The sequence below is a fragment of the Floridaenema evergladense BLCC-F167 genome (genome assembly GCF_041929205.2).
GTDB classification, from domain to species: domain Bacteria; phylum Cyanobacteriota; class Cyanobacteriia; order Cyanobacteriales; family Aerosakkonemataceae; genus Floridanema; species Floridanema evergladense.
This window is the reverse complement of record NZ_CM171625.1, coordinates 3,931,324-3,955,604: the sequence shown is the minus strand read 5'-3', so window position 1 is coordinate 3,955,604 and position 24,281 is coordinate 3,931,324. Positions and strand designations below refer to the sequence as shown.

20 protein-coding genes and 3 pseudogenes are annotated in these 24,281 nt (G+C 39.6%); 20 read left to right on the top strand and 3 right to left on the bottom strand.

The window, feature by feature from the left end; translation table 11 throughout:
- Nucleotides 1–33: 33 nt before the first annotated feature.
- The 3 genes from ACE1CA_RS19305 (at nucleotide 34) to ybiA (ending at nucleotide 2,421) form a co-directional block, all read left to right on the top strand.
- Nucleotides 34–831, top strand: coding sequence for a Uma2 family endonuclease (locus ACE1CA_RS19305; protein ID WP_413281165.1), 798 nt, complete (start codon nucleotides 34–36; stop codon nucleotides 829–831).
- A 95-nt stretch (nucleotides 832–926) separates the two neighbouring features.
- A complete protein-coding gene (locus tag ACE1CA_RS19300) occupies nucleotides 927–1,847 on the top strand; it encodes an ADP-ribosylglycohydrolase family protein (protein ID WP_413281164.1) in 921 nt (306 codons plus the stop codon).
- A gap of 133 nt (nucleotides 1,848–1,980) precedes the next feature.
- Nucleotides 1,981–2,421 carry a riboflavin biosynthesis intermediates N-glycosidase gene (gene ybiA, locus ACE1CA_RS19295; RefSeq protein ID WP_413281163.1) on the top strand — a complete coding sequence of 147 codons (441 nt, stop codon included), beginning with the start codon at nucleotides 1,981–1,983 and terminating at the stop codon, nucleotides 2,419–2,421.
- Between the two features lie 510 nt (nucleotides 2,422–2,931).
- Here ybiA and ACE1CA_RS19290 read toward each other — a convergent pair.
- Together ACE1CA_RS19290 and ACE1CA_RS19285 are read right to left on the bottom strand one after the other, a co-directional pair.
- Nucleotides 2,932–4,180: pseudogene (locus ACE1CA_RS19290) on the bottom strand (ISNCY family transposase).
- Between the two features lie 503 nt (nucleotides 4,181–4,683).
- Nucleotides 4,684–4,863 carry a hypothetical protein gene (locus ACE1CA_RS19285; RefSeq protein ID WP_413279548.1) on the bottom strand — a complete coding sequence of 60 codons (180 nt, stop codon included), beginning with the start codon at nucleotides 4,861–4,863 and terminating at the stop codon, nucleotides 4,684–4,686.
- Between the two features lie 790 nt (nucleotides 4,864–5,653).
- On the opposite strand from ACE1CA_RS19285, the gene ACE1CA_RS19280 reads away from it, so the two are divergent.
- The 17 genes and pseudogenes from ACE1CA_RS19280 (at nucleotide 5,654) to ACE1CA_RS19200 (ending at nucleotide 23,705) form a co-directional block, all read left to right on the top strand.
- Complete coding sequence (locus ACE1CA_RS19280; RefSeq protein WP_193978763.1) at nucleotides 5,654–6,010, top strand: carboxymuconolactone decarboxylase family protein; 357 nt, start codon at nucleotides 5,654–5,656, stop codon at nucleotides 6,008–6,010.
- A gap of 44 nt (nucleotides 6,011–6,054) precedes the next feature.
- A pseudogene (locus tag ACE1CA_RS19275) lies at nucleotides 6,055–6,765 on the top strand (EthD domain-containing protein); the annotation flags it as partial.
- Between the two features lie 297 nt (nucleotides 6,766–7,062).
- Nucleotides 7,063–7,629, top strand: a complete 567-nt coding sequence (locus ACE1CA_RS19270) for a hypothetical protein (protein ID WP_459563664.1) — start codon at nucleotides 7,063–7,065, stop codon at nucleotides 7,627–7,629.
- Nucleotides 7,630–7,762: 133 nt separating this feature from the next.
- Nucleotides 7,763–8,113: pseudogene (locus ACE1CA_RS19265) on the top strand (carboxymuconolactone decarboxylase family protein); the annotation flags it as partial.
- Between the two features lie 24 nt (nucleotides 8,114–8,137).
- The gene (locus ACE1CA_RS19260) at nucleotides 8,138–10,186 is read left to right on the top strand and encodes an EthD domain-containing protein (protein WP_459563665.1); all 2,049 of its coding nucleotides are present in this window, start codon (nucleotides 8,138–8,140) and stop codon (nucleotides 10,184–10,186) included.
- A 55-nt stretch (nucleotides 10,187–10,241) separates the two neighbouring features.
- Nucleotides 10,242–11,003: a nuclear transport factor 2 family protein gene (locus tag ACE1CA_RS19255; protein WP_413279551.1), complete on the top strand. Its 762-nt coding sequence runs from the start codon at nucleotides 10,242–10,244 to the stop codon at nucleotides 11,001–11,003.
- 90 nt (nucleotides 11,004–11,093) lie between these two features.
- Nucleotides 11,094–11,510, top strand: coding sequence for a nuclear transport factor 2 family protein (locus ACE1CA_RS19250; protein WP_413279552.1), 417 nt, complete (start codon nucleotides 11,094–11,096; stop codon nucleotides 11,508–11,510).
- Between the two features lie 69 nt (nucleotides 11,511–11,579).
- Nucleotides 11,580–13,145, top strand: a complete 1,566-nt coding sequence (locus ACE1CA_RS19245) for a hypothetical protein (RefSeq protein ID WP_413279553.1) — start codon at nucleotides 11,580–11,582, stop codon at nucleotides 13,143–13,145.
- A gap of 57 nt (nucleotides 13,146–13,202) precedes the next feature.
- Nucleotides 13,203–13,826, top strand: a complete 624-nt coding sequence (locus tag ACE1CA_RS19240) for a DJ-1/PfpI family protein (protein WP_413279554.1) — start codon at nucleotides 13,203–13,205, stop codon at nucleotides 13,824–13,826.
- 65 nt (nucleotides 13,827–13,891) lie between these two features.
- Nucleotides 13,892–15,715, top strand: a complete 1,824-nt coding sequence (locus ACE1CA_RS19235) for an AGE family epimerase/isomerase (protein WP_413279555.1) — start codon at nucleotides 13,892–13,894, stop codon at nucleotides 15,713–15,715.
- An 89-nt stretch (nucleotides 15,716–15,804) separates the two neighbouring features.
- Nucleotides 15,805–16,200, top strand: coding sequence for an anti-sigma factor antagonist (locus ACE1CA_RS19230; RefSeq protein ID WP_413279556.1), 396 nt, complete (start codon nucleotides 15,805–15,807; stop codon nucleotides 16,198–16,200).
- 368 nt (nucleotides 16,201–16,568) lie between these two features.
- Complete coding sequence (locus ACE1CA_RS19225) at nucleotides 16,569–17,999, top strand: PP2C family protein-serine/threonine phosphatase (protein ID WP_413279557.1); 1,431 nt, start codon at nucleotides 16,569–16,571, stop codon at nucleotides 17,997–17,999.
- A gap of 77 nt (nucleotides 18,000–18,076) precedes the next feature.
- On the top strand, nucleotides 18,077–20,200 hold the full coding sequence (gene glgX / locus ACE1CA_RS19220; protein WP_413279558.1) for a glycogen debranching protein GlgX: 2,124 nt from the start codon (nucleotides 18,077–18,079) through the stop codon (nucleotides 20,198–20,200).
- Between the two features lie 186 nt (nucleotides 20,201–20,386).
- Complete coding sequence (locus ACE1CA_RS19215; protein ID WP_413279559.1) at nucleotides 20,387–20,725, top strand: anti-sigma factor antagonist; 339 nt, start codon at nucleotides 20,387–20,389, stop codon at nucleotides 20,723–20,725.
- A gap of 73 nt (nucleotides 20,726–20,798) precedes the next feature.
- Entirely contained in the window at nucleotides 20,799–21,218 is a 420-nt protein-coding gene (locus ACE1CA_RS19210) for an ATP-binding protein (RefSeq protein ID WP_413279560.1), read from the top strand.
- A gap of 302 nt (nucleotides 21,219–21,520) precedes the next feature.
- Nucleotides 21,521–22,951 (top strand): PP2C family protein-serine/threonine phosphatase, encoded by a 1,431-nt coding sequence (locus tag ACE1CA_RS19205; protein ID WP_413279561.1) that lies wholly within the window; start codon nucleotides 21,521–21,523, stop codon nucleotides 22,949–22,951.
- A 67-nt stretch (nucleotides 22,952–23,018) separates the two neighbouring features.
- On the top strand, nucleotides 23,019–23,705 hold the full coding sequence (locus tag ACE1CA_RS19200; protein WP_413279562.1) for a tetratricopeptide repeat protein: 687 nt from the start codon (nucleotides 23,019–23,021) through the stop codon (nucleotides 23,703–23,705).
- 35 nt (nucleotides 23,706–23,740) lie between these two features.
- Here ACE1CA_RS19200 and ACE1CA_RS19195 read toward each other — a convergent pair whose 3' ends face one another.
- A complete protein-coding gene (locus ACE1CA_RS19195; protein WP_413279563.1) occupies nucleotides 23,741–24,280 on the bottom strand; it encodes a hypothetical protein in 540 nt (179 codons plus the stop codon).
- Nucleotide 24,281: the final 1 nt, after the last annotated feature.

The following is a 24,281-nucleotide window of genomic DNA, read 5'->3' as shown; positions in this document are numbered from 1 at the left end:
CAACTCATTTTCTATGTGAATTACCTTAAACTTATGACCGAAATATTTACTAAATCTGATATACCTCCAGCATTTCCAGACCATACTCAACTACCAGAATCAGACGGTACATTCGTGAAGAATTTCCAAGAACATCCCCAGTGTATTATTCTCACTGAATCAATTACTCCTGTCTTGCAAAACTTACATCCAGATGGACAATATTGTATTGGTCAAGATTGCGGAATTTACTGGCGAGAAACTGAACCACCGGAAAAAGGTGCTGAAGCGCCAGATTGGTTTTATGTCCCTGGAGTACCACCAAGATTAGAAGGACAAATTCGACGTTCTTACGTATTTTGGCGCGAGTATACACCGCCAATGATTGCTATTGAATTAGCTAGTGGAAATGGCGAAGAAGAACGAGATGCAACTCCTTTATCTCGCACAGGAGAAGGTACTCGTCCCGGTAAATTTTGGGTTTATCAACAAATTATTCGCATTCCCTATTACGCCATTTATGAAGTGAATAATGGCAAATTGGAAGTCTATCATTTAACTGATTTTACTTACCGGAAAATTCCCCCAAATGAAAGAGGTCATTACCCAATTTTACCAATGGGTGTGGAATTAGGACTTTGGCAAGGAACTTTTTTAAATAACCCGGAACAACTTTGGTTACGCTGGTGGGATTTAGATGGTAATTTGTTACTTGTAGGTCAAGAAATTGCAGAATTAGAAAGACAACGTGCTGAACAAGAAAGACAACGTGCTGAACTAGCAGAAAGAAAAGCTGCAATTTTAGCCGAAAGGTTGAGGGAATTGGGTGTCGATCCAGATGTGGATCTTTAGAGAGAAAATAAATGAAGATTAGTTCGTTGTTCCCACTTCAGTGGGAAAAGCGCTGAAGCGCTTACAACAAACCTATTTTTTGCTTAAAAAATCAAATGGAAAAAATTACTAGATATCGTGGTTGTCTACTGGGTTTAGCAGTTGGTGATGCTGTAGGAACAACTTTGGAATTTAAACCACCAGGAACCTTTACACCGATTAATGATATGGTGGGAGGTGGGCCATTTGGACTAATACCGGGACAGTGGACAGATGATACTTCAATGGCGCTTTGTTTAGCGGAAAGTTTGATTGAAAAAAAGGGATTCGATCCGGTTCATCAACTGCAAAAGTATGTGCAATGGTATCGTCAAGGATATCTCAGTAGCACTGGAGAATGTTTCGATATTGGCAATACTGTTCAACAAGGACTTTGGCGGTTTGAAGATACAGGGGAACCTTTTTGTGGTTCTACAAATCCTAGAAATGCGGGAAATGGTTCGATTATGAGGTTAGCACCTGTACCGCTGTTTTATGCTGCTAATTTTGAAGAGGCGATCGCCAAATCCCAAGACAGTTCTCGCACCACTCACGGCGCTGCTACCGCTGTTGATGCTTGTCGATATTTAGCTACTTTAATTGTTGGCGCAATTAACGGAATTAGTAAAAAAAAATTGCTCGGAACTCGCTATTTTCCCATTCCTAACTATTGGGAAAATCACCCATTAGTAGCAGAAATTGACGAAATTGCTACAGGTTCTTTCAAACATCGCCAACCCCCAGAAATTAAAGGAATAGGTTACGTAGTCAAATCTTTAGAAGCGGCATTGTGGGCATTTTATCACAGTAATTCCTTTGCTGAAGGTTGTTTGTTAGCTGTCAATTTAGGCGATGATGCTGATACAACTGGCGCAGTTTATGGGCAGTTAGCTGGGGCGTTTTATGGAGAAGAAGGAATACCAAAAACTTGGCGAGAAAAGATAGCTAAATATGATTTAATTGTGTCAATGGCAGAACAAATTTTTGCTTTAAGTTAAGTTGGTAGTGATAAGTTTCAAACTTTTAGATCCCCCTAAATCCCCCTTACCAAGGGGGACTTTAAGTCCGGTTCCCCCCTTAGTAAGCTAGGGGGAATCTAATCAACAATATTTGTAACTTTTAGGATCATATATGCCAATTTATTTTTACGACATTGATGAAAAACCATTCGGCTGTTTTTCTAACTTTTCTCGTCATGGTTTTGAACTTGATGGCGAGTGGTGGAAAACTAGCGAACATTACTTTCAATCACAAAAGTTTGTCGGTACACCTTACGTAGAACAAATTCGCAAGTTACCTACCCCAAAAGCTGCTTTTGATTTTGCCCGTAGTCATCAAAGCGAAGTACGTTCTGACTGGAAAATGGTGAGAGATGATATTATGCGAAAAGCAGTGGAACGGAAATTTGAATTTAACTCGGAAATTCGCGCAATCTTACTTGCTACTGGCGATGTTTTACTGGTAGAAGATTCACCAGTTGATAGTTATTGGGGTTGTGGAAGCGATCGCCAAGGTAAAAATATGCTGGGTAAAATTCTCATGGAAGTGAGAGAAAATTTACGCAAGCGTTAGGGATATAAATAATTTACTTAATAACTATTTAACTTTATGAGCATTAATTATCTAATTGATAGTTATTCACAATAGTAAATTGAATTAGGTAACTTAAAGAAAATTATTATAAAATGCTATAACTCTTATGGTAAATCTTTAACAATAATGAATAACTTTGAGGAAAACAAGCTGCATAAAGTTTTATCAGCAATTCTCATTTTGAAAGAAAATCAGAGAAAATTCCCTTACTTAAATAGAGAACTTCTGTCGAAGCATTGTTTTTTGACAGATAATTATCATCCGATGCTGAAGATAGACAGATTTTCAGAAATTTGTCCATAAAAAATCGATTTCAACTGATAAATCCCGATGAAATTCTCAACAACTTTTTAGTTTTTTTTCATAAATAACTTTCAGTTCCTCTTTCAATATATTGACATTTTTAACTAGAATTTACTTTTTTTAATGGGACATATTCGGTGAGAATAAATGAGAACAACTCCACCCAACTCGGAAACCAAATAAATTTTAATAGGGTACGAATATCATTAAAGAAAGAAGTCCGAGTTACTAATAGCTCACGAATCTTTTGATAGGTGTAATTAACTAAATCCAAAACAGTATGAAATAAAAAAGCTAGTAAATTCAAAGACAATAAGAACTCGCACAAATGATTTTGACCATGACCAAAGTTATGCTCTAAATTATAGCCGTGATTTTTCAGAACGTTATTGCCTTCGTTCTCAACTTTCCATCTGCTGCGCCCAGCTTTGACAATTTCTTCAACATTATTTTCAGTGATTTTATGATTAGTGATCCAATTATTTTGGTAGATAATTTTCTGTGTTTTCTCCTCAATAACAGTCACTTCGCACCAATTAACTTCCAGACTTGAGTCTTCATCTTTTAAGGGAACTCTAGAAGCATAACGATAACGATAAATTAGATTTTTTCGCCCAGACCATTGTTTCTTTTCAACGGTGGTAACTTCTCCACTTCTTTCTAAAAACTCTAGCCATTCATATAAAGTTTTATGTGAATTTTCCAGACAAACAAAAATAAAATTATACCCTTGTTTTAGAGCTAATTCACAAATAGGTTGGTGAGAATATAAGTCATCCCCTAAAAGGGTTACAGGATAACCATACTTATTTTGATTATTTTTATTTAACCATCTTTTTACCGCCGCATTTTCACAATCTTGCTTTTGATATCCATCGGGTTTTTTAATAAATTCTGGTTCTAAATTAATTACTTGTTTTTGATTAGGAGAAACCACTATAGGTGTGACACAGCCATGAAAATAAGTTGTCGTTCCATTTCGATGATTACGACAATTACAATGAGGGCAATTAATTTTTGATGATGAAAAATATTCTGTGCCATCTAACGCCACTAAAATTCCTCCATTTAAGTAGAGGAACTTGTTCAAAACTCCCTTTGACTCTAACCATTGATAGACTTTTTGAAAAGTCATAGACAGAGTAGTTGCTGGCACTGGATCTAACAGGTTTCTTATTTGATTATCTCCGGGAATTTTCCCAATTGAAAATAAACTTTCAGCATTATCTTTTCCCTTATTGCTTTTCATTAAACGTTGATGGTCTAAAAAAGATGGTGACTGCGTAAAAAACACTGAAAACGCCGCCATCACTGCATCTTCTACCCGATATTTGGTATTATTTCCCGGCTTCCTTTCATCGGGTAAGTCATGTAATTCTTCACGGAGAAATTGGATTAATTCAGAAATTTCAAGGGTCGCTGCTTTTTGGGTCATCTTGGAATAATTTGACGCGAGTTGAGGATGCTAGCTCACCAATTTTACCTTAGCTGACAATAATTATAAATTTTTATTTCCGTTGAATTTTCTTTTCTCAAAACCGAACTATTTTCCTGACTTTCCCCCTTCGTTGTTAGCCAATTCCCGCCAATAAATTGAGTATTTATACTTGATTTATTGGGTCAAATGTTTTTTAGCCATAGCTTCGCTCGCCGCAAGCATCGCCTCTCTCTAAAAAACTAGTTATTTTGTACTATATTTTGAATTTCAAAATGGAGGTTAATACTCTGTTTATTTCAAAATGAGAATTGCTGAAGTTTTATGTAGAAACTAGGTAGGTATTAAATTGTAGCTGAAAAAACATCGGGTAATAAGGAGGAAAAATAAAAGTGTGGTTTTGCAATAAAATCTTTCTGCTTGTCCTGTAACTTTTGCAATCCAAGCTACAGGAATTGATACTTAGTAAGGCTTGTTACTCTTGCCTTTTGTCCACCTGTGGACTAAACTATTGCATTAATAATTTTTTGATGTACTAAACCTAAAAAGGCGATCGCAAAATTTATAGATAAGTGATAGAAATCACTGCGATCGGTTGAATAATCCCAGATGCTAGAGCCAGTGAAAAACTTATCTCCTAGCACGAAATAAAATGTAAATTGTAGATCACAAATTTTTTCCAAAAATTTCCTGAATTGAGGGTGTGAGGATTGTAGTTTGTTGCTCGATGTGGAAATGAGGAGACAATAATGCTGTGAGTAAAATTCTCAAGACTAATTCAATGTTGGCTGCTTTACCAGTTATACTCAACCTTAATAGCATCTGCCCAGCTTGAATCAGTATAAAGAACTTAAAAGCAGGCAATCTTAACCCAATTAGCAAGCGAAATTCTGCTGTCTGTCTGACAAAGAAGAAAACCAATTTTTATTCCAGTACAAAAACTTAGTTAGCCGGAATAAATCTATAACTATGGATAGATAGAGCAGATAAACTTGCACAAAAAATAGATCCTACCATTGTTAGCAACCTCATACACTAAGGAAAATAAATTCTCGATTTCCCTAAAACTTCCCGATTTATTTGAATACTTCAAGTAAAGTGCAGTTAGCAATCAGGAGCAGCATGGAAACACAGTCTATCAGAAGCTTGAAAGAGGCTATTGAAGAACGACATTTGTTACTGCCCAAATTAGAGAAATCTTCCAGATTCTAGAACATTTAGATATTTACTGTTTGTTGCCCCTTGGTTATGCAGCTGAACCATTTAAACTATATGGAGGACGCTTTAACCTTGAGCAAGTTTGTTACAGCGAAAGCTACGGTGAAATCTTCAAACTTTAGAAATTTTTAAGTTTTTTACTTCCCATTATTTGCCAATATAACCAACGAAAGAGCAAATAATAAACATCATTATCTGGTGTTTTATAATTGGCAAATAAAGCAAAAAGTAACTGTTCCCAACAAGTGTGAAAGTATGATGACAACGCCTTACAAAAATGCTGTATTGGACGATAAAGAACTACAAGCAGCTTTGAGTCAAATTAACCCAAAATTCGGTGATTTTGTGACTCGCGTAGCAGGAGAAGCTTGGGGTTTGCCATTAATCGATCAAAAAACCAAAGCTTTAATTACCGTCGCTGTTGATGTAGTAATTCAAGACCAAGTAGGGCCAGGAAGCCCTTTTGGAGCGCACGTTAATATGGCGATGAAACAAGGAGCAACACGCGCTGAAATTGAAGAATTACTGTTATTTATGTGCGTCTATGCAGGCTTCAATAAAGTAGCGGGTTGCTTTGGGGCATTGAATGAAATTTTAGGTTCGCAATCCTAAGTAAAGTTAAATTCAGTTTCTTGTAAGTGACATCAATTACGCTTATGCTGTTAGCAAAACAATCACTAGAATCAACGATTACTAAGGCTGATTATTCAGCACGCGATCGCGAAGGAAAAGTTGCCTTTTACGTGCTGTTGTGGAAAAGAAAAGGCATCAGCTTAGAACTTTTTGATGATTATTGGCGAAATGTTCACGGCCCCGTTTGTGCGAGGTTGCCGGGACAACATCAATATTGGCAATTTCACGTTGCCCAAAATGAAGGCGGTTTGTGGCCTAGTTTAGGTGGTTTGGTGCAAGCTTCTCCAGAAGATGAACAATTTCATGGAATAGCTGAGTTAACTTTTAGAAGCGAACAAGACCGTCAAACTTGGTTTACATCTGCTGCCATTTTGATGGATGACGAGCACAATATCTTTAGTAAAGCGATCGGATATAACAGCAGTCCTGGGAATTCTATTACTTATGTCGATCGCATTGATAACGGCGTTCCCAACGGCAAAGTTGAAGCCGAAAAATTCCACGTCATGGTGAGAAAAGCTGATGGCGCAAGCGTAGAAGAATTTCGCAGATACATGAAAGACACTTTTGCGCCCGCCATTGCTAAACATCCCAGAGTCGTAAAATTCCGCCTTCATTTATTTGATGAAGTCGATCTTTCTCGCCCAGATGCAGCAGGAGTAGCTCATTCTGAACCCAGAGAAAAATCTTATGATGCGGCTTTTGAAATTGCTTTTTGGAATCGTTTAGACTTGGAAATAGTTTTAAACTCTCCAGAATGTCAAGTAATAGTTAAAGACCTGCCTAAATATGTGAAAGCTGTTAGACCATTCCCCGAAAGAACAGCTTACGCATTCGTTTATAACGACGAAATGACCTTAGCAGGACAACGCAGTTCTTCAGTCGCAGAATTAATTTCTAACATCGGTGCAACCAACCAATTACAGAAGGATATCGAATCACTTATGCTCTATCAACAACTAAATTCCACCACTACAAATGGCAATGCTTCCGGTAACGGACATCAAACTTCTCAAAATGGGCAAACAGCAGTGAGAAAGCGCCAAAATTATTACAAAGACCTCTCAGCAGACTATTCTCGCCCCGGACTTGTTAGCTCTTATGTTGCCAAAAAACTGATTGAAGATGCCGAAAGATATGTGGCAATGAAAGAGCGATTTCTGCCAGAAATTGGCCCCAATTACACCTTAGAACAAATTGAAAGAGAAAACAGAGAATGGTGGCCTACTCACTGTGAAGCTTTGCGCCAAGGCAGAGGCGATATCTTAACAGGTGAATATCGCGATGACCTAGTTTATTTGTGTCAAGATGGGCCTTATTTTGGCTTGGATCAACAAAAAGAACGGGAAAAACATTGGTGGGCTTTAATTGCCCAACCGGGGGTAACAATGTGTTGGCCGATCGTGATGTTTCACGGCGAAGTTACATACTTTGAATGGAAGTGTGTAGACGACGAAACTAACGAAACTCTTGCCAAAGGAAATGTTACTTGGGTACGTCGCGGACATCGCGGAGCTTGTTACTTGAAAACCGAACAATTGACTTTCTATCGTGATGTTTACGCACCCAATGAATTGATTCAATTAATCACCACATAGGGGAGATGGGGAGATGGGGAAATGGGGAGATGGGGAGAGATCTAGAACTAAAAACTCCCCCCAGTCCCCAATCCCCAATCCCCAGTCCCCAGTCTCAACTCAAAACTAAAAACTTTTTTAATCACCGCCTAAGATGACAAATAACCAACCTTATAAAAATGCGGTTTTAGATGACAAAGAACTGCAAGATGGTTTAAAAAAAATTAATCCAAAGTTTGGTGACTTTGTTACTCGCGTAGCTGGTGAAGCTTGGGGTTTGCCGTTAATTGACCAAAAGACTAAAGCGTTAATTACGATCGCAATAGACATAGTTAATCAAAGCCATAATGGTCCCGGCAACCCCTTCCCTGCACACATAGATATGGCTCTCAAACAGGGAGCAACTCGCGAAGAAATCGAAGAATTACTATTATTTATGTGCGTTTACGCGGGATTTAATAAAGTTGCAGGTTGCTTCGGAACACTTAAGGAAATTTTTGGGAAATCCGGCGAACAGGGGACGGCAGAAATGACACCTGATTATGCAACACGCGATCGCCAAGGAACAGTCGCTTTTTACGCTCTTTTGTGGAAAAAGAAAGAGCTAAACACAGCACTTTTCAGTGATTATTGGAGGAATGTTAACGGCTCATTAGGAGCAACATTACCAGGTCAATATCAAAATTGGCAACATCATTTAGATCCGCAACCGATCGATATTTGGCCTAGTTTAAATGGGATTAAATCAACTGCTACAGAAACCGATCGCTGTGATGGGATTGCTGAAGTAACTTTTGCTAGTGAGAGCGATCGACAAACTTATTTTCAATCAGCTTATTTGCTGGAAAATGACGGACAGAATTTGTTTAGTAAAGCAGTTGGATATACTACTAGTCCGGGAAATTCGATTACTTATGTCGATCGCATCGAAAAAGGCGATTTTAATGGAGCAATAGACGCAATTAAACTCCATGTTTTAATTAAAAAAACTGATGGTGCAAGTTTGGCAGAATTTCGCCAATATATGAGCGATACCTTTGCTCCAGCTATCAGCAAAAATGCAGGAGTTTTAAAATTTAGGTTGCATTTATTTGACCCTCGTCCAAACCCTCCCAGCGATCCACATTATGAACCACCGGAAAAGCAATATCAAGCAGCTTTTGAAATTGCTTTTGCTGACCATCATGAAATGCAGCAATTTTTTACATCACCAGACTATTTAGCTGCCACTAAAGATCAGGGAAAGTATATCAAAGAAATTAACGTTCTACCAGAACGAGCTACTTACACCTTTGTTTATGAAGGGCAAATTACTCAATTAGGAAAAGGTAGTTCCAGGGTAACAGAAATGATTGCAAATGTTGGTACAAATAATTACAATTCTGATTCGCCTTTAAGCAATACTCATCAAAACGGAAAATCTAGTTTAGCGCAACACCTCCAAGGTGTACAACACTTCGGAATTACTGTAGACGATATGGAAAAAGCCATAGAGTTTTATACCGAAGTCTTGGGGGGAAAAATTGCGATCGGAGGCAACGGATTTTATGGCGAAGACCTGCATAATCTCCTCTTCCAAAAAGATGAATTAGAAGCCATTCAAAAAGGTATCGACCCCCGCAGTATTGGCGTTCCCAACATCAGAGATAATACCAAAGAATCACTAGATGTTCGGTTTATTTCTTTTGGCAATACTTGTGTAGAAGTGATTCACTTCCGCGATGCCAAACTATCACATAAAGCCCCCAATGTTTTCAGCAAAGTACCTTCTTCCGTTGGTTTTGCGAACGTCCCTCATATCTCTTTCCACGTTAAAGATGATATAGATTTAAATCAGTTCGCCCAAATGTTAGAAGACGAATGTCAAAAGCGGGGAATGACCAATGTTGTAGTTAACAAAACCATTCACGTTAACTCAGAAACCGAAAGAAGAAAAGCCGGACTTTCCTTTGCTAAAACTGAATTTCCCGGAGATTTCGACGGGTGGGCATTATTTTATTGCAAAGGGCCAAATGGCGAACAATTAGAATTTAACCAAGTCAGAAGAACCGCATTAAAAAACTTCAAACGAGCACAACAAGAATACAACCAACAAACAGACAGAAACTTTCCTTGGGCATCAGACGCTATTAGGGAGAATGGAACTATGATGACAGCAACAGCAACCAAATGGGAATGGCCTCATACTAAGAAATGGCCCAATTTTTTCGGCTCAAAAATTGATATTCTCAAGCAACTTTTCCTTGCTGGTGAAGCGATGAATGTCAACAATTTTGTAGAATTCTTTACAGAAGATTGCCTCTATCAATTCGGTAATTTCCCAGTAGTTCGCAGCAAACAAGGAATTAAAGATTCTTCCACAGGTTTCTTAGAAAAATGTGAAGGATTGCACCACCACATTAAAAATATGTGGCAACTTTCCGAAGAATTAGTAATTATCGAAATGGAAGTTACCTACATTCGTCATGATGGCAAAGTGTTTACCTTGCCTTGTGCTGATACCGTGCGTTTTCAAGGCGACAAAATCAGCGAATTAAGGATTTTTATGGATATCATGCCCATGTTTACTACTCCATAAATCCTAAAAATTAAAGCAGTATTTGCGAGAAAAATAGTAACGACACGGAGGAATTATGACTACTACAATGTTTCCCGGAACTAGAGCAGCGATCGTCAAAAATTTGATTGGGTTGTTTGAAAGAATGGATGTAGATACAGCCCTGACTAACTTTACTGAAGACGCACATTACCGCTTTGGAAACTATCCTCCTGCTATTGGCAAAAAAGCCATTCGGGAAGCAACAATGGCAAGTCATCTTGACTATATCAAAGGTATTTCTTTTGATATTAAATCCATGTGGGAAAATGCCGATTCAGTAATCTGTGAATTGGAAATTAACTACATTCGTAATGATGGCAGCGTGCTGACACTTCCTTGCACAGATATTTTCCGCATGGAAGGCGACAAAGTGAAGGAAATGTTGGTTTATATGGACCCATCTCCTTTATTTGTTGCACCGGAAACTAAGCAAGAAACAATTTTAGATGTTGCCAAGCGCTTGATTGCAGCTGTAGAAGCAAATAACGTGGAAGAATATGTTACTTATTTCGCTCCCGATGGGGCTTACAAAATTGCCAATAATCCCCCAATAATCGGCCCTCAAGCTATCAAAGACTTCGCCATACCAATTATGGGAATGTTCAGCAAAGTTTCCCATGATGTGCATAATATGTGGCAAGTGGATGCCAACACGGTAACAGTAGAATTAGATGTTACTTACTTCCGCAAAGATGGCAAGGTCTTTAAGTTTCCTTGTTTGAATATTATTCGTTTCCAAGGCAACAAAGTTCAGGAATATCAAGCTTTCCTAGATGCTAATCCCGCTTTTTCATAAGCAAAAGCCCGGTTTCTGTAGTAGATTATCAACCAAAAAAATCAATTAAGAAACCGGGCTTTTATTCACCAGTCCTAACAGATAAAGAGAATGACTGAACAGCAGGATATACTAAGCGGAAAAAGTTCGACATCTGTAATTTTTCCGGGAGATAGGGCGAATATTGTCCAACGGTTTTTAACTACTACTAGAACCGCTGATGAATTTGCCTCTTACTTTACTGAAGACGCATCTTTTCGATTTGCTAATGCGCCAGAAGTTGTCGGACGTAAAGCGATCCATGAATCTTCAGTTGCTTTCCGCCAAAAACTGAAATCCGTCACCCACGATATTAAATCAATGTGGGAAATGGGAGATGTTGTTGTTTGTGAAATGGAAGTTACTTACACTCGACATGATGGCAAAACCTTGAAAATTCCTTGCTGTGATATTATCCGATTTGATGAGATAAATTTGATTCGATCGCTGCAAGCATTTCTAGATATTAGCCCCTTGTTTAGTTCCTAATTTCTGACAAAATTCGTCACTAATCCAGATCGATCGACATCAACAAAACTTGAGCGAAAAAACACTGCCATGACAAATTTTATAATTGCGCCACAAGACGATCCCAGTCGTCCAGCGGTCTATACATCCGGGGATTTATATACCTTACTGGCTACCTCGCCAGAAACTAACTTTGCATACAACGCCTTTGATTTCTTTGCTCCAGTTGGAGGTGGACCACGACCTCATTTTCACGGTTATGAACATGAGACGTTTTATATAGTGGATGGAGAATTTAATTTTTCATTTGGTAACGAAGTTGGCATACCCAACAGTCCAAATCAAGTTCTTTTAGATTCTTTACCCGAAGGAACTTTTATTTTCGGGCCAAGATTAAGACCTCATGGTTGGAGTAACCCCGACTCAACCGCAGCAAATTCAGGTACAAATCCAGGGGCTCGGATTCTCTCAGTAACTACTCCGGGAGGGCTAGATCTTTTCTTTCAATATGCAGGTCAGCCAGTAGTTGACAGAAATCAGCCGATTCCACCCCCGTTTCCAGGTGTTGACCCTAAACAATTAGAATTTGCTTTGTTAACAAATAGTGGTCTACCATTTCCAGGCTATACACCACCTACCAATGTTGATTATTTATTGGTGTTACCAGAAGACGCATCTGCGGAATTAACATCCAGAATACAGAACACAGTGGCAGGGGTTGATAATCTACAATTGTGGAGTTTTAACCAAAGACCGAAATATATAGGGCCTTTTGGAATTGAATACACTTCTTTAGCCAACTTTCAAGAAACGACTGGTGAATTTTCCTACTCTCAGTTTTCCTTAGCACCGCAACCGCCTAATATTTTTCCTACTCCAGTCACTAGTGAACGCTATCAAGCTTTGTTTGTGAAAGATGGGGTATTAACTATCAATATTGATGGGCAAATTCAGGTAGCACAAGCAAACACTTTTATTGGAGTAGCACCAGGTCAGTCCTATTCTATTGCTAACTTTGGCAACCAAACAGTAAAAGCTTTATCGGTCGATATACCCCCATTTTCTCAAACAATAATTGGTAGTCTTAGTGATGACTATCTAACTTTTAACGGTGGAGATAATGTATTTGGTGCTGAGGGTAATGATGTCATAGTTTCCCAAAAAGTTCTCGGTGGAAATACTATCAATGGGAATCAAGGCAACGATATGATCGTCGGCTACGAAAACGACATTCTCATGGGTGGTAAAAATGACGATATAATCATGACTGACTCAGGCAAAGGTAACAACCGTCTTTTAGGTCAATTGGGTAACGATATCCTAATAGCTGGTAGCGGCGACTTCTTAAATGGGGGAGAAGGGTCAGATTTGTTTATAGTTGCTAATGGAACAAGACCAACAGCAACTAATACTGTTGAAGACTTCCAAGTAGGTGTTGATAAGATTAGTATTAGGGGAATTCCTGAAGTCACATCAATTAATAATTTGAAATTGATGTCTACGCCAGATCTAGGAAGCACTGCTATTTATACTGCCGATCAAGATTTCTTCAGATTTGAGAACGGACAGTTAATCATTTTAAATGTGCAGCCACTAGCAATTATCCAAAACCTTTTGTTCACTAGCTTAACTGCTAATGACTTCGTTTTTTCCTAGTCCAAGCAGGAATTTTGTTTCTAGTTCTAAATTAAACCTCCAAGGAGTCATCAAATTATGACACAAAGTAAAGGTAAAATCGGCGTACTCATTGAAGAACATTTTGACCCAACTGAGTATAAAAAGTTCAATGAATACTTCCCGCAACAAGGTTATGAAGTGGAATATATCTCTCATTTGTGGGGTCAACCTTCATTGACTTTTGGTTCTAATCCCGAAAATGATCAAATTGAATTTCATGTCACTGTAACTACGGAAGTTAATGATATCGATCCGGCAGATTATAAAGGGATAATTTGCATTGGCGCTTATGCAATGGATCGATTGAGATATCAGGTGAATGTCAAGAAAGGCGAGAAAAATCAAGCGCCAGCAGTGGCATTTATCAGAAAAGCTATGGATGCGGGAAATGTGAAAGTTGGGACAATTTGCCATAGCTTGTGGTTGTTATGTGCCGATCGCGATTTGCTCACAAATCGTAAAGTGACTTGCGCCCATAACATTGTTTGTGATGTGGAAAATGCGGGGGCGGATGTGGTTTTTGACGGTGAAGTAACGGCAGATTTAGTTATTGATGACAATTTGATTACTGGGAAACATCCTGGAGTAGTCGATGAGTTCATGGCAGCTTTTGTTGCCGAAATTGAAAAAACGGAAAAAGCCCAAACCGTAGCGGTTTAAAATGCAAATTCTGCTGATTATTTAGCTTTAGCAACTTTGTTCAATTATCTTTGGAGAAGATGCCAATGGAACGCATGAATTTTACTTTTTCTGACACTATTGGTGGGTATGTTACTCACTTCGATCGCCATAATAAATGCTTCGGCATCAAAACATCCGATGGGCGAGAATATACTGCATATTTAACACCGACAGCTTGGGGAAGAATTGCTCAAAATCTAGGTGAATCTTACATCGATGCTACCCAAAGATTGGCGGAATTACTCACACCCGGACAACATATTTTTGCTTATGGCGTGTTCTATCCTCAAGGAGACGGACACAAATTTGAAGTGAAATCTTTTGTGTTTCCCGGAGAAGCACCTAATAAATATCGCCACGAAGAACCAGATTGGTGGGTAACACAAATTAAATCCCTCGCAGATTGTTATTTAAAATGGCAATTTGGTTATCCCGAAACAGAAATCGATTATCATAACTATCGCACCATGCTAAATTTAGCTGGTACAAAAAAACCTGATGATTATCTGCAAGAAACTGATACGATTTCTCGCATGGTTTATGGGTTAGCTTCTGCTTATTTACTAACCGGAGAAGACCGCTTTTTAGAAGCTGCGGAAAAAGGTACTAATTACCTGCGAGACCACATGAGGTTTTATGATACTGAAGAAGATTTAATTTACTGGTATCACGGGATTAAAGTTACAGGAAATCGGGAACAAAAATTGCTGGTTTCTGAGTTTAGCGACGACTATGATTGTATCCCAGCTTACGAACAAATTTATGCTTTAGCTGGACCAATTCAAACTTACAGAATTACTGGCGATCCTCGAATTTTAAAAGATGCGGAAATGACAGTAGATTTGTTTGACAAATTCTACTTAGATAAAGAGCAAGGCGGCTATTTTTCGCACATCGATCCGATTACTTTAGATCCTCGTGCTGAATCTTTGGGACGTAACCGAGCTCGGAAAAATTGGAACTCTGTGGGCGATCATGCTCCAGCTTATTTGATTAACTTGTGGTTGGCAACTGGCGAGCAAAAGTATGCTGATATGTTGGAGTATACTTTTGACACGATCGAGAAATATTTCCCAGATTACGAAAATAGCCCATTTGTTCAGGAAAAATTCCACGAAGATTGGAGCAAAGATCAAGAATGGGGATGGCAACAAAACCGCGCTGTTGTGGGGCATAACTTAAAAATTGCCTGGAATTTAATGCGGATGCAAAGCTTAAAAGCTAAGGACAATTATGTAGCTTTGGCAGAAAAAATTGCTCAGTTAATGCCAGATGTGGGTAGCGATAAACAACGCGGTGGTTGGTATGATGTGGTAGAACGGGTGTTAGCACCTGGAGAAGAACATTACCGTTTTGTGTGGCACGATCGCAAAGCTTGGTGGCAACAAGAACAAGCAATTTTAGCTTACTTAATTCTCAACGGTACGCTAAAAAATTCAGAATACTTACGCCATGCCCGTGAAGCTTCTGCATTCTACAATTCTCACTTTCTCGATCATGATGACGGTGGGGTATACTTCAATACTTTGGCAAATGGCCTGCCTTTCTTAATGGGTACAGAACGCTTTAAAGGCAGTCACTCCATGAGTGCTTATCACTCAACTGAACTTTGCTATTTGTCAGCTGTTTATCAGAATTTGCTGATCTTCAAATACCCAATGGACTTTTACTTTAAGCCCATGCCTGGAGCATTTAAAGATAATATCTTGCGGGTTTCGCCAGATATTTTACCTGCGGGAAGTATTAGTATCGGTCAAGTGTGGATCGATGATGAACCGTACAGCAATTTTGATGCGGAAGCTTTGACAGTGAAATTACCAGATACTCAGGAACAGGTCAAAGTGAAGGTGCAAATTACCCCTCACTAGAAAGAGAAACTTGGATTTATGATGGCAAGTTGAACTAATTTTTAATTTGCCATCTACAATCAACTGTTGACGATTCATCAAAAAACAAGATGGACATTACTATTAAAGATTCCCAAAATGTAACAGTCGTTGAATTAGTTGGCGAAATTGATGCGAGTACAGCACCCGATGTTCAGAAAGAGGTTTTACCTTTAGCGCAGTCGGGAAATAAAATTCTTCTCGATATGAGCAAAGTTCCGTACACATCTAGCGCTGGGTTACGATTCTTACTCTCTCTGAGTCGGCAGGTAACTGCTCAGAACGGTCAGCTGGTGCTGGTGGGAGTTTCTGAAGAAATTCAGGATACTATGTCGGTGACTGGATTCCTCGATTTCTTCACCTTATCTGATGACCAAGAGGAAGGATTACAAACACTTTCTGACAAACAAACACCGGATACTTCTCGCCAAGACAAAGCTAAAGGTTCCAAGGCTGAACGATCGTAGAAGGGCTAAGGAAGAAAAGTTCAATAACTGTATAGGTGGGAATACTCCAATGCAACATAGGTGCTACGGCAATGCTAGTGATTAATTCTTTCGGAGTTCCCCCCTTGAGTAAGGGGGGTTAGGGGGAATCTAACGCTTTGATTACTAAGTTTTATCCCCCCAACCCCCCTTGAGTAAGGGGAGTTAGGGGGGATCTAACGCTTTGATTACTAAGTTTTGATCCCCCCAACCCCCCTTAATAAGGGGGGCTAAGAAAGAGCAAATTGAGTTATTAGCCTTAGCACCTATGTCAAGAGTCGCAAGCACGATCGCCTCTGCTTCAGGAATAATAAAGATCTAACGAAAAAATATAACGGCTGAAGCGGTTTATGGATGCTCAGATTCAATCTATCGAAAATTTATTAGAGCAAATGGCAGCACTGCAAAAAGAAGTAGCGGAATTAAAAATTGCCAAACTCGCCCTAGAAGCCCAAAATCGGATGCAGGAAAATCTGCTGAATATGGCAGAAAGTCCCAAGCCAGAGGAAATGCTGGCAAGTATCCTCCAGCAGGCTTTTGAAATTTCCTGCAAACTAACAGGGGCGGAAAGTGGTTGTTTGGTGTTTTTAAATGCTAACGGTGCTGTACAACAGAGCATCCCCAAAGAGGAAGATTTAACTCCTGTGCAGTTGATTCTCACCAGTCCAATGTACATTGATTGGGCTAATAGTCATCACCAAGTAATCCCGATCGCAGATGTCCAACAAATCGAAGGTTTGCGATCGCTCTTTGATCATTCCTCCCTGCGCTCAATGCTCAGTATACCCATCCTCAGAAAGGGAAAATTACTCGGTGTCCTGACTTTAATGCACTCTCAGCCGGGATATTTCGGCACTGTAATTGCTGAGTTCATGCAGTCAGTAACTAGGCAAATCGCCCTGGCTACAGAGTACGCTCGCTGTTATGAGGAACTAGACAACTATTCCCATAAACTCAAACAAGAACTAGAAAGAGCTAGAGAAATTCAGCGAGATTTTCTGCCCAATCCAATGATAAGCGTTCCAGGATGGGAATTTGTGGCTTGTTTCTATCCCGCACGTCAAGTAGCTGGCGATTTCTACGATACTTTCCGGTTTCCTGATGGTTCAATTGGTTTAGTTGTCGGAGATGTTTGCGATAAAGGAGTGGGAGCAGCTTTATTTATGGGCTTGTTCCGCAGTTTATTGCGGATTTTTTCTGGTTATTATTCCTTCCAAGTACCGAGCCAAACTGATGAAGTTTTGGCAAATAGTGAAGTAGAAGTAGCGGAAGTTCCACCCAATACAGTCAAAATAATTGATGCACTGAAGGCGATCGTCCTAACTAACAATTACATAGCCCAAAATCACGAACGTTTATGTATGTTCGCCACCATCTTTTTCGGAGTACTAAATCCTACAACTGGCATACTTACTTACATTAATGGTGGGCACGTACCGCCAATTATTAAACGTGCTTCTGGTACTTTAGAACGTCTCAAACCAACAGGCCCAGCCGTTGGCACAATTTATAACATTGATTACGAAGTTAAACGAGTGCAACTAGAACCGGGAGATATTGTTCTCAGTTTCTCAGATGGTGTTCCAGATGCCCGTTCTTCAGAAAATGTTCCCTTTACAGAACAGCGATTGCTCTCACTATTAGAAGAACCTGTTCCCTCTGCTGTTTCTTTGGTGGAGCGACTCAAAACTGAGATCCGATCTCATATCGCCGAAGCCGATCCTTTTGACGATATTACAGTATTAGCTGTGCGACACAATTTACCATTAACAACAAATTAAAGGAGTAAAATTTCTGATTTGCAGCGATCGTCCATTGTTCTTTAATGTTTAACTAACCAAACTAATGCTCAACCTTTATGGACATAAGAATTGATAGTCATCCTACTCACACTTACGGAAAATTTAAACTGCGTACTGGGCGACCTTTCCCCTTTGGTGCAACGATCGTCCCTGGTGGAGTCAACTTCTCAATTTTTTCCTCCCACGCCAAATCCTGTACTTTAGTGCTATTCAAAAAGCACGCTAAAGAACCAATGGCGGAAATTCCCTTTCCTGACGAATTCAGGATTGGTAATGTTTTTTGCATGATTGTATTCGATTTAGATTACGAAAATATCGAATATGGTTATCGCATGGAAGGGCTTTTTAATCCGAAAGAAGGTCATTGGTTTGACCCCGGTAAAATTCTCATGGACCCTTATGCCAAAATCATTGGCGGTCGAGATGTTTGGGGAGTAATTCCTGATTGGGATGATATTTATCATCATCGTGCTAGAATCGCTCCCGATGATTTTGACTGGGAAAATGACCGACCTTTAGAGATTCCCCCGGAAGATTTAATTATTTACGAAATGCACGTTCGTAGTTTTACTCGCCACCCTTCGTCGCAGGTCAAACATCCGGGAACTTTTGCGGCAATTCGGGATAAAATTCCTTACTTGAAAGAGTTGGGTGTTAATGCGATCGAACTAATGCCCATCTACGAATTTGACGAGTTTGAAAATTCTCGTCCTAATCCCAATAACCCTGATGAATTACTAGTAAATTATTGGGGTTATAGTACCGTTGGTTTCTTTGCCCCAAAAGCGGGATATGCGGCAACTGGAAAATTGGGAATGCAGGTAGATGAATTAAAAGCATTAATTAAAGACCTGCATAAAAACGGAATTGAAGTAATTCTGGATGTGGTATTTAACCACACGGCAGAAGGCAATGAGTATGGCCCAACAATTTCTTTGCGAGGAATTGATAACAAAACTTACTATATGCTGACACCAGAAGGTTATTACTTCAATTTCAGTGGTTGCGGCAATACTTTAAATTGCAATAATCCGATCGTGCGGAATATTGTACTAGACTGTCTGCGCTACTGGGCAAGTGAATACCACATCGACGGATTCCGCTTTGACCTTGCTTCTATTTTAGGGCGCGATCCTTGGGGTGCTCCTTTGGCAAATCCACCCTTATTGGAAACTCTCGCTTTTGACCCCATTTTGGCAAAATGCAAACTAATTGCTGAAGCTTGGGATGCAGGCGGACTTTACCAAGTTGGTTCTTTCCCCGCTTACGGACGTTGGGCGGAGTGGAATGGCAAATATCGGGATGGGATTCGCAAGTTCCTCAAAGGCGATGCAGGGCGAGTGGGCGACATGGCACAACGCCTGCAAGGTTCGCCAGACCTTTACGCTTGGGAAGGTCGAGGCCCTGCCACTTCGATTAATTTTATTACTGCCCACGATGGTTTTACCTTAGCTGATTTGGTTTCCTACAACGGCAAGCACAATGAAGCTAACGGGGAAAACAATCGGGACGGTTCTAACGATAACGATAGTTGGAACTGTGGCGCAGAAGGTTGGACGGACAATCCAGGGATTAATGCTTTGCGTCAACGGCAAATGAAAAATGCTGTGGCGATGCTGATGGTGTCTACTGGTGTGCCGATGATTTTAATGGGCGATGAAGTAGGACGTTCTCAGAATGGGAACAATAACACTTACTGTCACGACAATGAATTAAACTGGCTGGATTGGTCGCTTTTGGAGAAAAATGCTGATTTATTCCGCTTTTTCAAATATTGCATCGCTTTCCGCAACGCCCACCCAGTATTGAGGAGTAAGTATCACTTTAGCAATCGGGATTACAAGAATAGTGGCTACGCCGATATTACTTGGCATGGAACTCAAGCTTGGAATGCTGATTGGTCTAATTCTAGTCGAGTGCTGGCTTTTATGTTGTGTGGAAAACACGCGAAGTCGGGAATGCTAGAGGATAACTATGTTTACGTGGCGATGAATATGCACTGGGACACCCATTGGTTTGAAGTTCCTGGGTTAAGAAATGGCATGAAATGGCACGTTTTTGCTAATACTGCTGTTGCTTCTCCTGGTGATATTTGTGAACCGGGTCAGGAACCGTTGTTAGAAAATCAATCGGGTTTGTTGGTGGGCGATCGATCGGTCGTTATCCTCGTCGGCAAGTAATAATTCCGACTCAATGTAAAACAGGACATTTTAGGGAAGGAAACAGGAAACAGAGAATAAATATTTCTTTTGCCTGGTTCCGGTAATAGTTGGCAGCTTAATAATTTGCCGCCAACTAAAGGCAGAATTTTAATTTTTCGCTCTGGTTTCATTACTGAACAATCAGCTAAATAACAGGAGAAAATCATGACTTTTAGTGCAATTTTGGAAATTGAAGAACCTACTGCTACAATCACATTAGAAGGTGCATTGGATGCCAGTACTGCACCAATTTTTAAGGCAGAAGTTGAGAAAGCTATTGCTACTGAAAATGTGAAAAATTTGGTTTTAGAAATGGAAAAATTGGAGTATATGGCAAGTGCTGGGTTGCGGGTACTACTTTTCGCTACCCAAAAAAAGGGCAAAGATATAGATAAAATTTATGTGGTTAATCCACAGGAAGGGGTGCTGGAAACTTTGGAAAAAACTGGAGTTATCCAAAGTTTGGAAGTGGTTGACGATTTGAAGGAAATAGAAAAAGTATAAATTACTGTTTGTTAGTGGTTGGTAATGGGAACAATAGAACTAACCACTAATTATTACACCCAAAAGTTATGCTATGGAACAATTAACTGTACCCGGAACTTTAGACTCTTTGAGTAAAATTTCTAAATATGTCTTGTCAGCTGCTTCTGCTGCTGGATTGGATAAGAAAGCATCTTATAGATTGCGTTTAGCAGTGGATGAGATTGCTACGAATGTGATTAGCTACGGTTATGAAGACGCTAAAATTCAAGGAAATTTGGATTTACAAGCTAAGATTGATGATTCTAGTTTGACAATTTTAATGGAAGATAATGCTGCTGCTTTCGATCCGACAACCAAATTTATGCTAGAAGAAGAGTCAATTAATCTACCAATGGAACAAAGAGCGATCGGAGGATTGGGAGTTTATTTGGCAATTCAAGGTGTCGATCGCTTTATGTATGAGAGAATTGGCGATCGCAATCGCAATATTTTTGTCGTCAATCGCCATTAATTATTGATAGAGATTGGGGTGCAGGGTAGTAGGAGATTTTTCTACTACCTCTTCTACAAAATAATAACTATGATGAGAAAATCATAACAATTATCATTGCCGATTCTGCGCTATTGTTCGATCGCTATCAAAAAGTACCCCAAATAAATTAGATTTACCACGATCGGGAACGGGAAATAGGTAGACTGGAATTGTATCTTGCTATAACGTCGATCGATTTGTGGAGTAACTAGTATAAAATCGCGATCGCTGGATTTTTATCATCAATAAAAAGACAAATAGAATCAGAGGCAAAAGCGAGTATGATCGTGCAAAAACAATCCATAGAACAACTACAGCAAGAACTAGAATCTTTGCGCCGGGAAGTAAATGAACTCAGGACTGCACAAGCTGCTCACCATGCTCAAAGTGAACTATTAGAAAACTTGGTAGCAATGGCGCGGTCTTCATCGGAAAAGGAAGTGCTCACAGCCACTTTAAAAAATACTATGGATCTCTCTACTCGACTCACTGGCGCACAAAGAGGTAGTTTGTTTATTTACAACAGTCATGGCGCTGTAGTTAATAGTATTTTGACTCGTGACGGTGCTACCCCAGAGGAAAGTACTAAACTAATTGGTTTAGTTTTGAAGGATGGACTAGCAGGTTGGGTAAGTCGTCATCGGAAAATAGGACTAATTTATGATACGGAAAAGGATGATCGCTGGGTAGACCTACCCAATCAACCTTATGTAGTAGGTTCAGCATTAGCTGTCCCTATCCTCCGAGGCGACAGGTTATTGGGTGTTATTACATTACTACACTCTCAAAGCGAACACTTTACCCCCGAACACGCTCATTTGATGGAAGTAACAGCCGATCAAATCGCTTTGGCTTTAGAAAATGTCCAACTCTACACCAAATTAGATACTACGAAAAAAGCACTAGAAAATGAATTAGAAAAAGGCAAACAAATTCAAAAAGACTTTTTGCCTGAAAAGCTAATTCAACCTCCTGGATGGGAAATTGCTGCTTACTTTTCTCCAGCAAGAGATGTGGCTGGTGATTTCTATGATGCGTTTGAACTTCCGGGCGGATATATAGGTTTAGTAATCGCTGATGTTTGCGACAAAGGCGTAGGTGCAGCACTATTTATGGCGTTGTTCCGCAGTTTAATTCGGATCTTTTCCGGTCAAATTCAATTACAAGAATCAGATGTAGTAAATGCTGAATTCTCAAAAAATTGTCCAATTAATCCACACCAAGCTGATTATTTAGCCGAAATTGATGCCTTAAAAGCGGTGTCGTTAACTAACAATTATATCGCTAAAATTCACTGTCAACTATGTATGTTTGCCACCATGTTTTTTGGGGTATTGAATCCTCAAACAGGTGTCCTAACATATATTAATGGCGGTCATGAATTTCCCATAATTATTGGTAAAGAGGGAATTAAAAAACGTCTATCAAAAACCGGGCCAGCCGTAGGCATGATGGAAAATGTTAAGTTTAAAGTTGAACAAGTGCAGTTAGAACAAGGTGATATTCTCTTATCCTACACAGATGGTGTGCCAGAAGCTCATAGTCTAACAGGGGAGTTTTTTAAGGAAAAAAATCTCTTAGCTTTGGTAGAACAACCAGCATCTTCTGTTGATGCTTTGCTGAAGCGGGTAGAAGAAAATTTGTGGTTACACATTGGAGAGGCACCACAATTTGATGATATTACAATGTTGGCAGTACGTTGGGTAGATTGACCTCTGTCAAGCTATACTGTAACAGAGGATTTTGGCTTTGGTTCGTAGTTGTTAAATATAAAAATCAATGTTACGGAGATTGAGTGTCATTGTCATAACTATTGCTACTCTCAACCCACAAATGAGTTGGGCAATGAATGCTGAAGAGTATCGATTGCTGGGAATAAAGTATCAGCAACAGGAGAGGTATTCAGAGGCGATCGATGTAATGCAAAAAGCCGTAAAACTACAACCTAAGAATATTAACGGGCGAGTATTACTAGGCTGGACTCAACACCTGGCTGGTCAGGAAGATGCGGCAACAAAAACTCTGGTAGAAACCTTTTGCCTCGATCCCTTTTATGTGCGAAATCTAAATGCTTTGGGTATTGTACATCTGGTTAGTGGTAGGTTATTTGAAGCGGCAGCGACTCATATTTGGGCGGTCGTCCTTAAACCCGATAACGAAATTGCTTACTACAATCTCAGTTTGACGATGGAACGTCTTAAGAAGTATCCTTGGGCAATTGGTAACGCTAAGAGAGCTAGTCAACTGGAGCCAAATAATCCTCATCCCCTAGTTGCTTTAGCGATCGCTTACTGGGGACAGGGCGATCGCACCCAAGCCAAAAAAGCATTTAGACAAGCCATTGCCCTAGACGGACGCTACAGAAACACAGAATTTCTCAATCACCTCAAAAAAGCAGGATTTAGCCCCACCCAAATCCAAACCACAAAACAGATTTTACAAAATCTAAAAAATAGGACTCTCTGAATAAATTTATGGGAAAATGCTTTTAGCACTTCATTTTATTTGGTGTAAAATCCTAGCATTCTTTCCAGTTCTGCTGCTGCGCCACTTTCTAACCAAGAAATTGCTTGTTCTTCTGGCTTAGCAGGATTAACCCAGACAATATTTCGGAGTTCTTCCACTTGTTCAGCTGCTTGATGAAAATATTTTCTGACTTTTTCATCAAGGGAAACTATAATTTTATCTGTCACCAGTGCTGCTTCAATCAAAAGTAAATCTTTAACCATTGCTTCGCGTTGGTTGTCGAATTCGGTAAAATCTTCAACTCCTTTCCATAATTCCTCATTTATTACAATATCGTTGCGATATTCCAGCTTCTTTTTTGCTACCATTGTGCGAAGCCATGTACGAGAAAAATTTGATTGATGTTTATCCCATTCTTTTCGGATATCTGGTGTCATCACAACTCGATGAGAGATATTCAAAACAGCAAGCAAAAAATCACGACAGTCTTTTGATTTACCGATCGCACTCTCTCCACCAGCAGAACGCGCAACAGAAGCATCAATTACTAGCAGCTTAGAGACTTTTTCTATCATC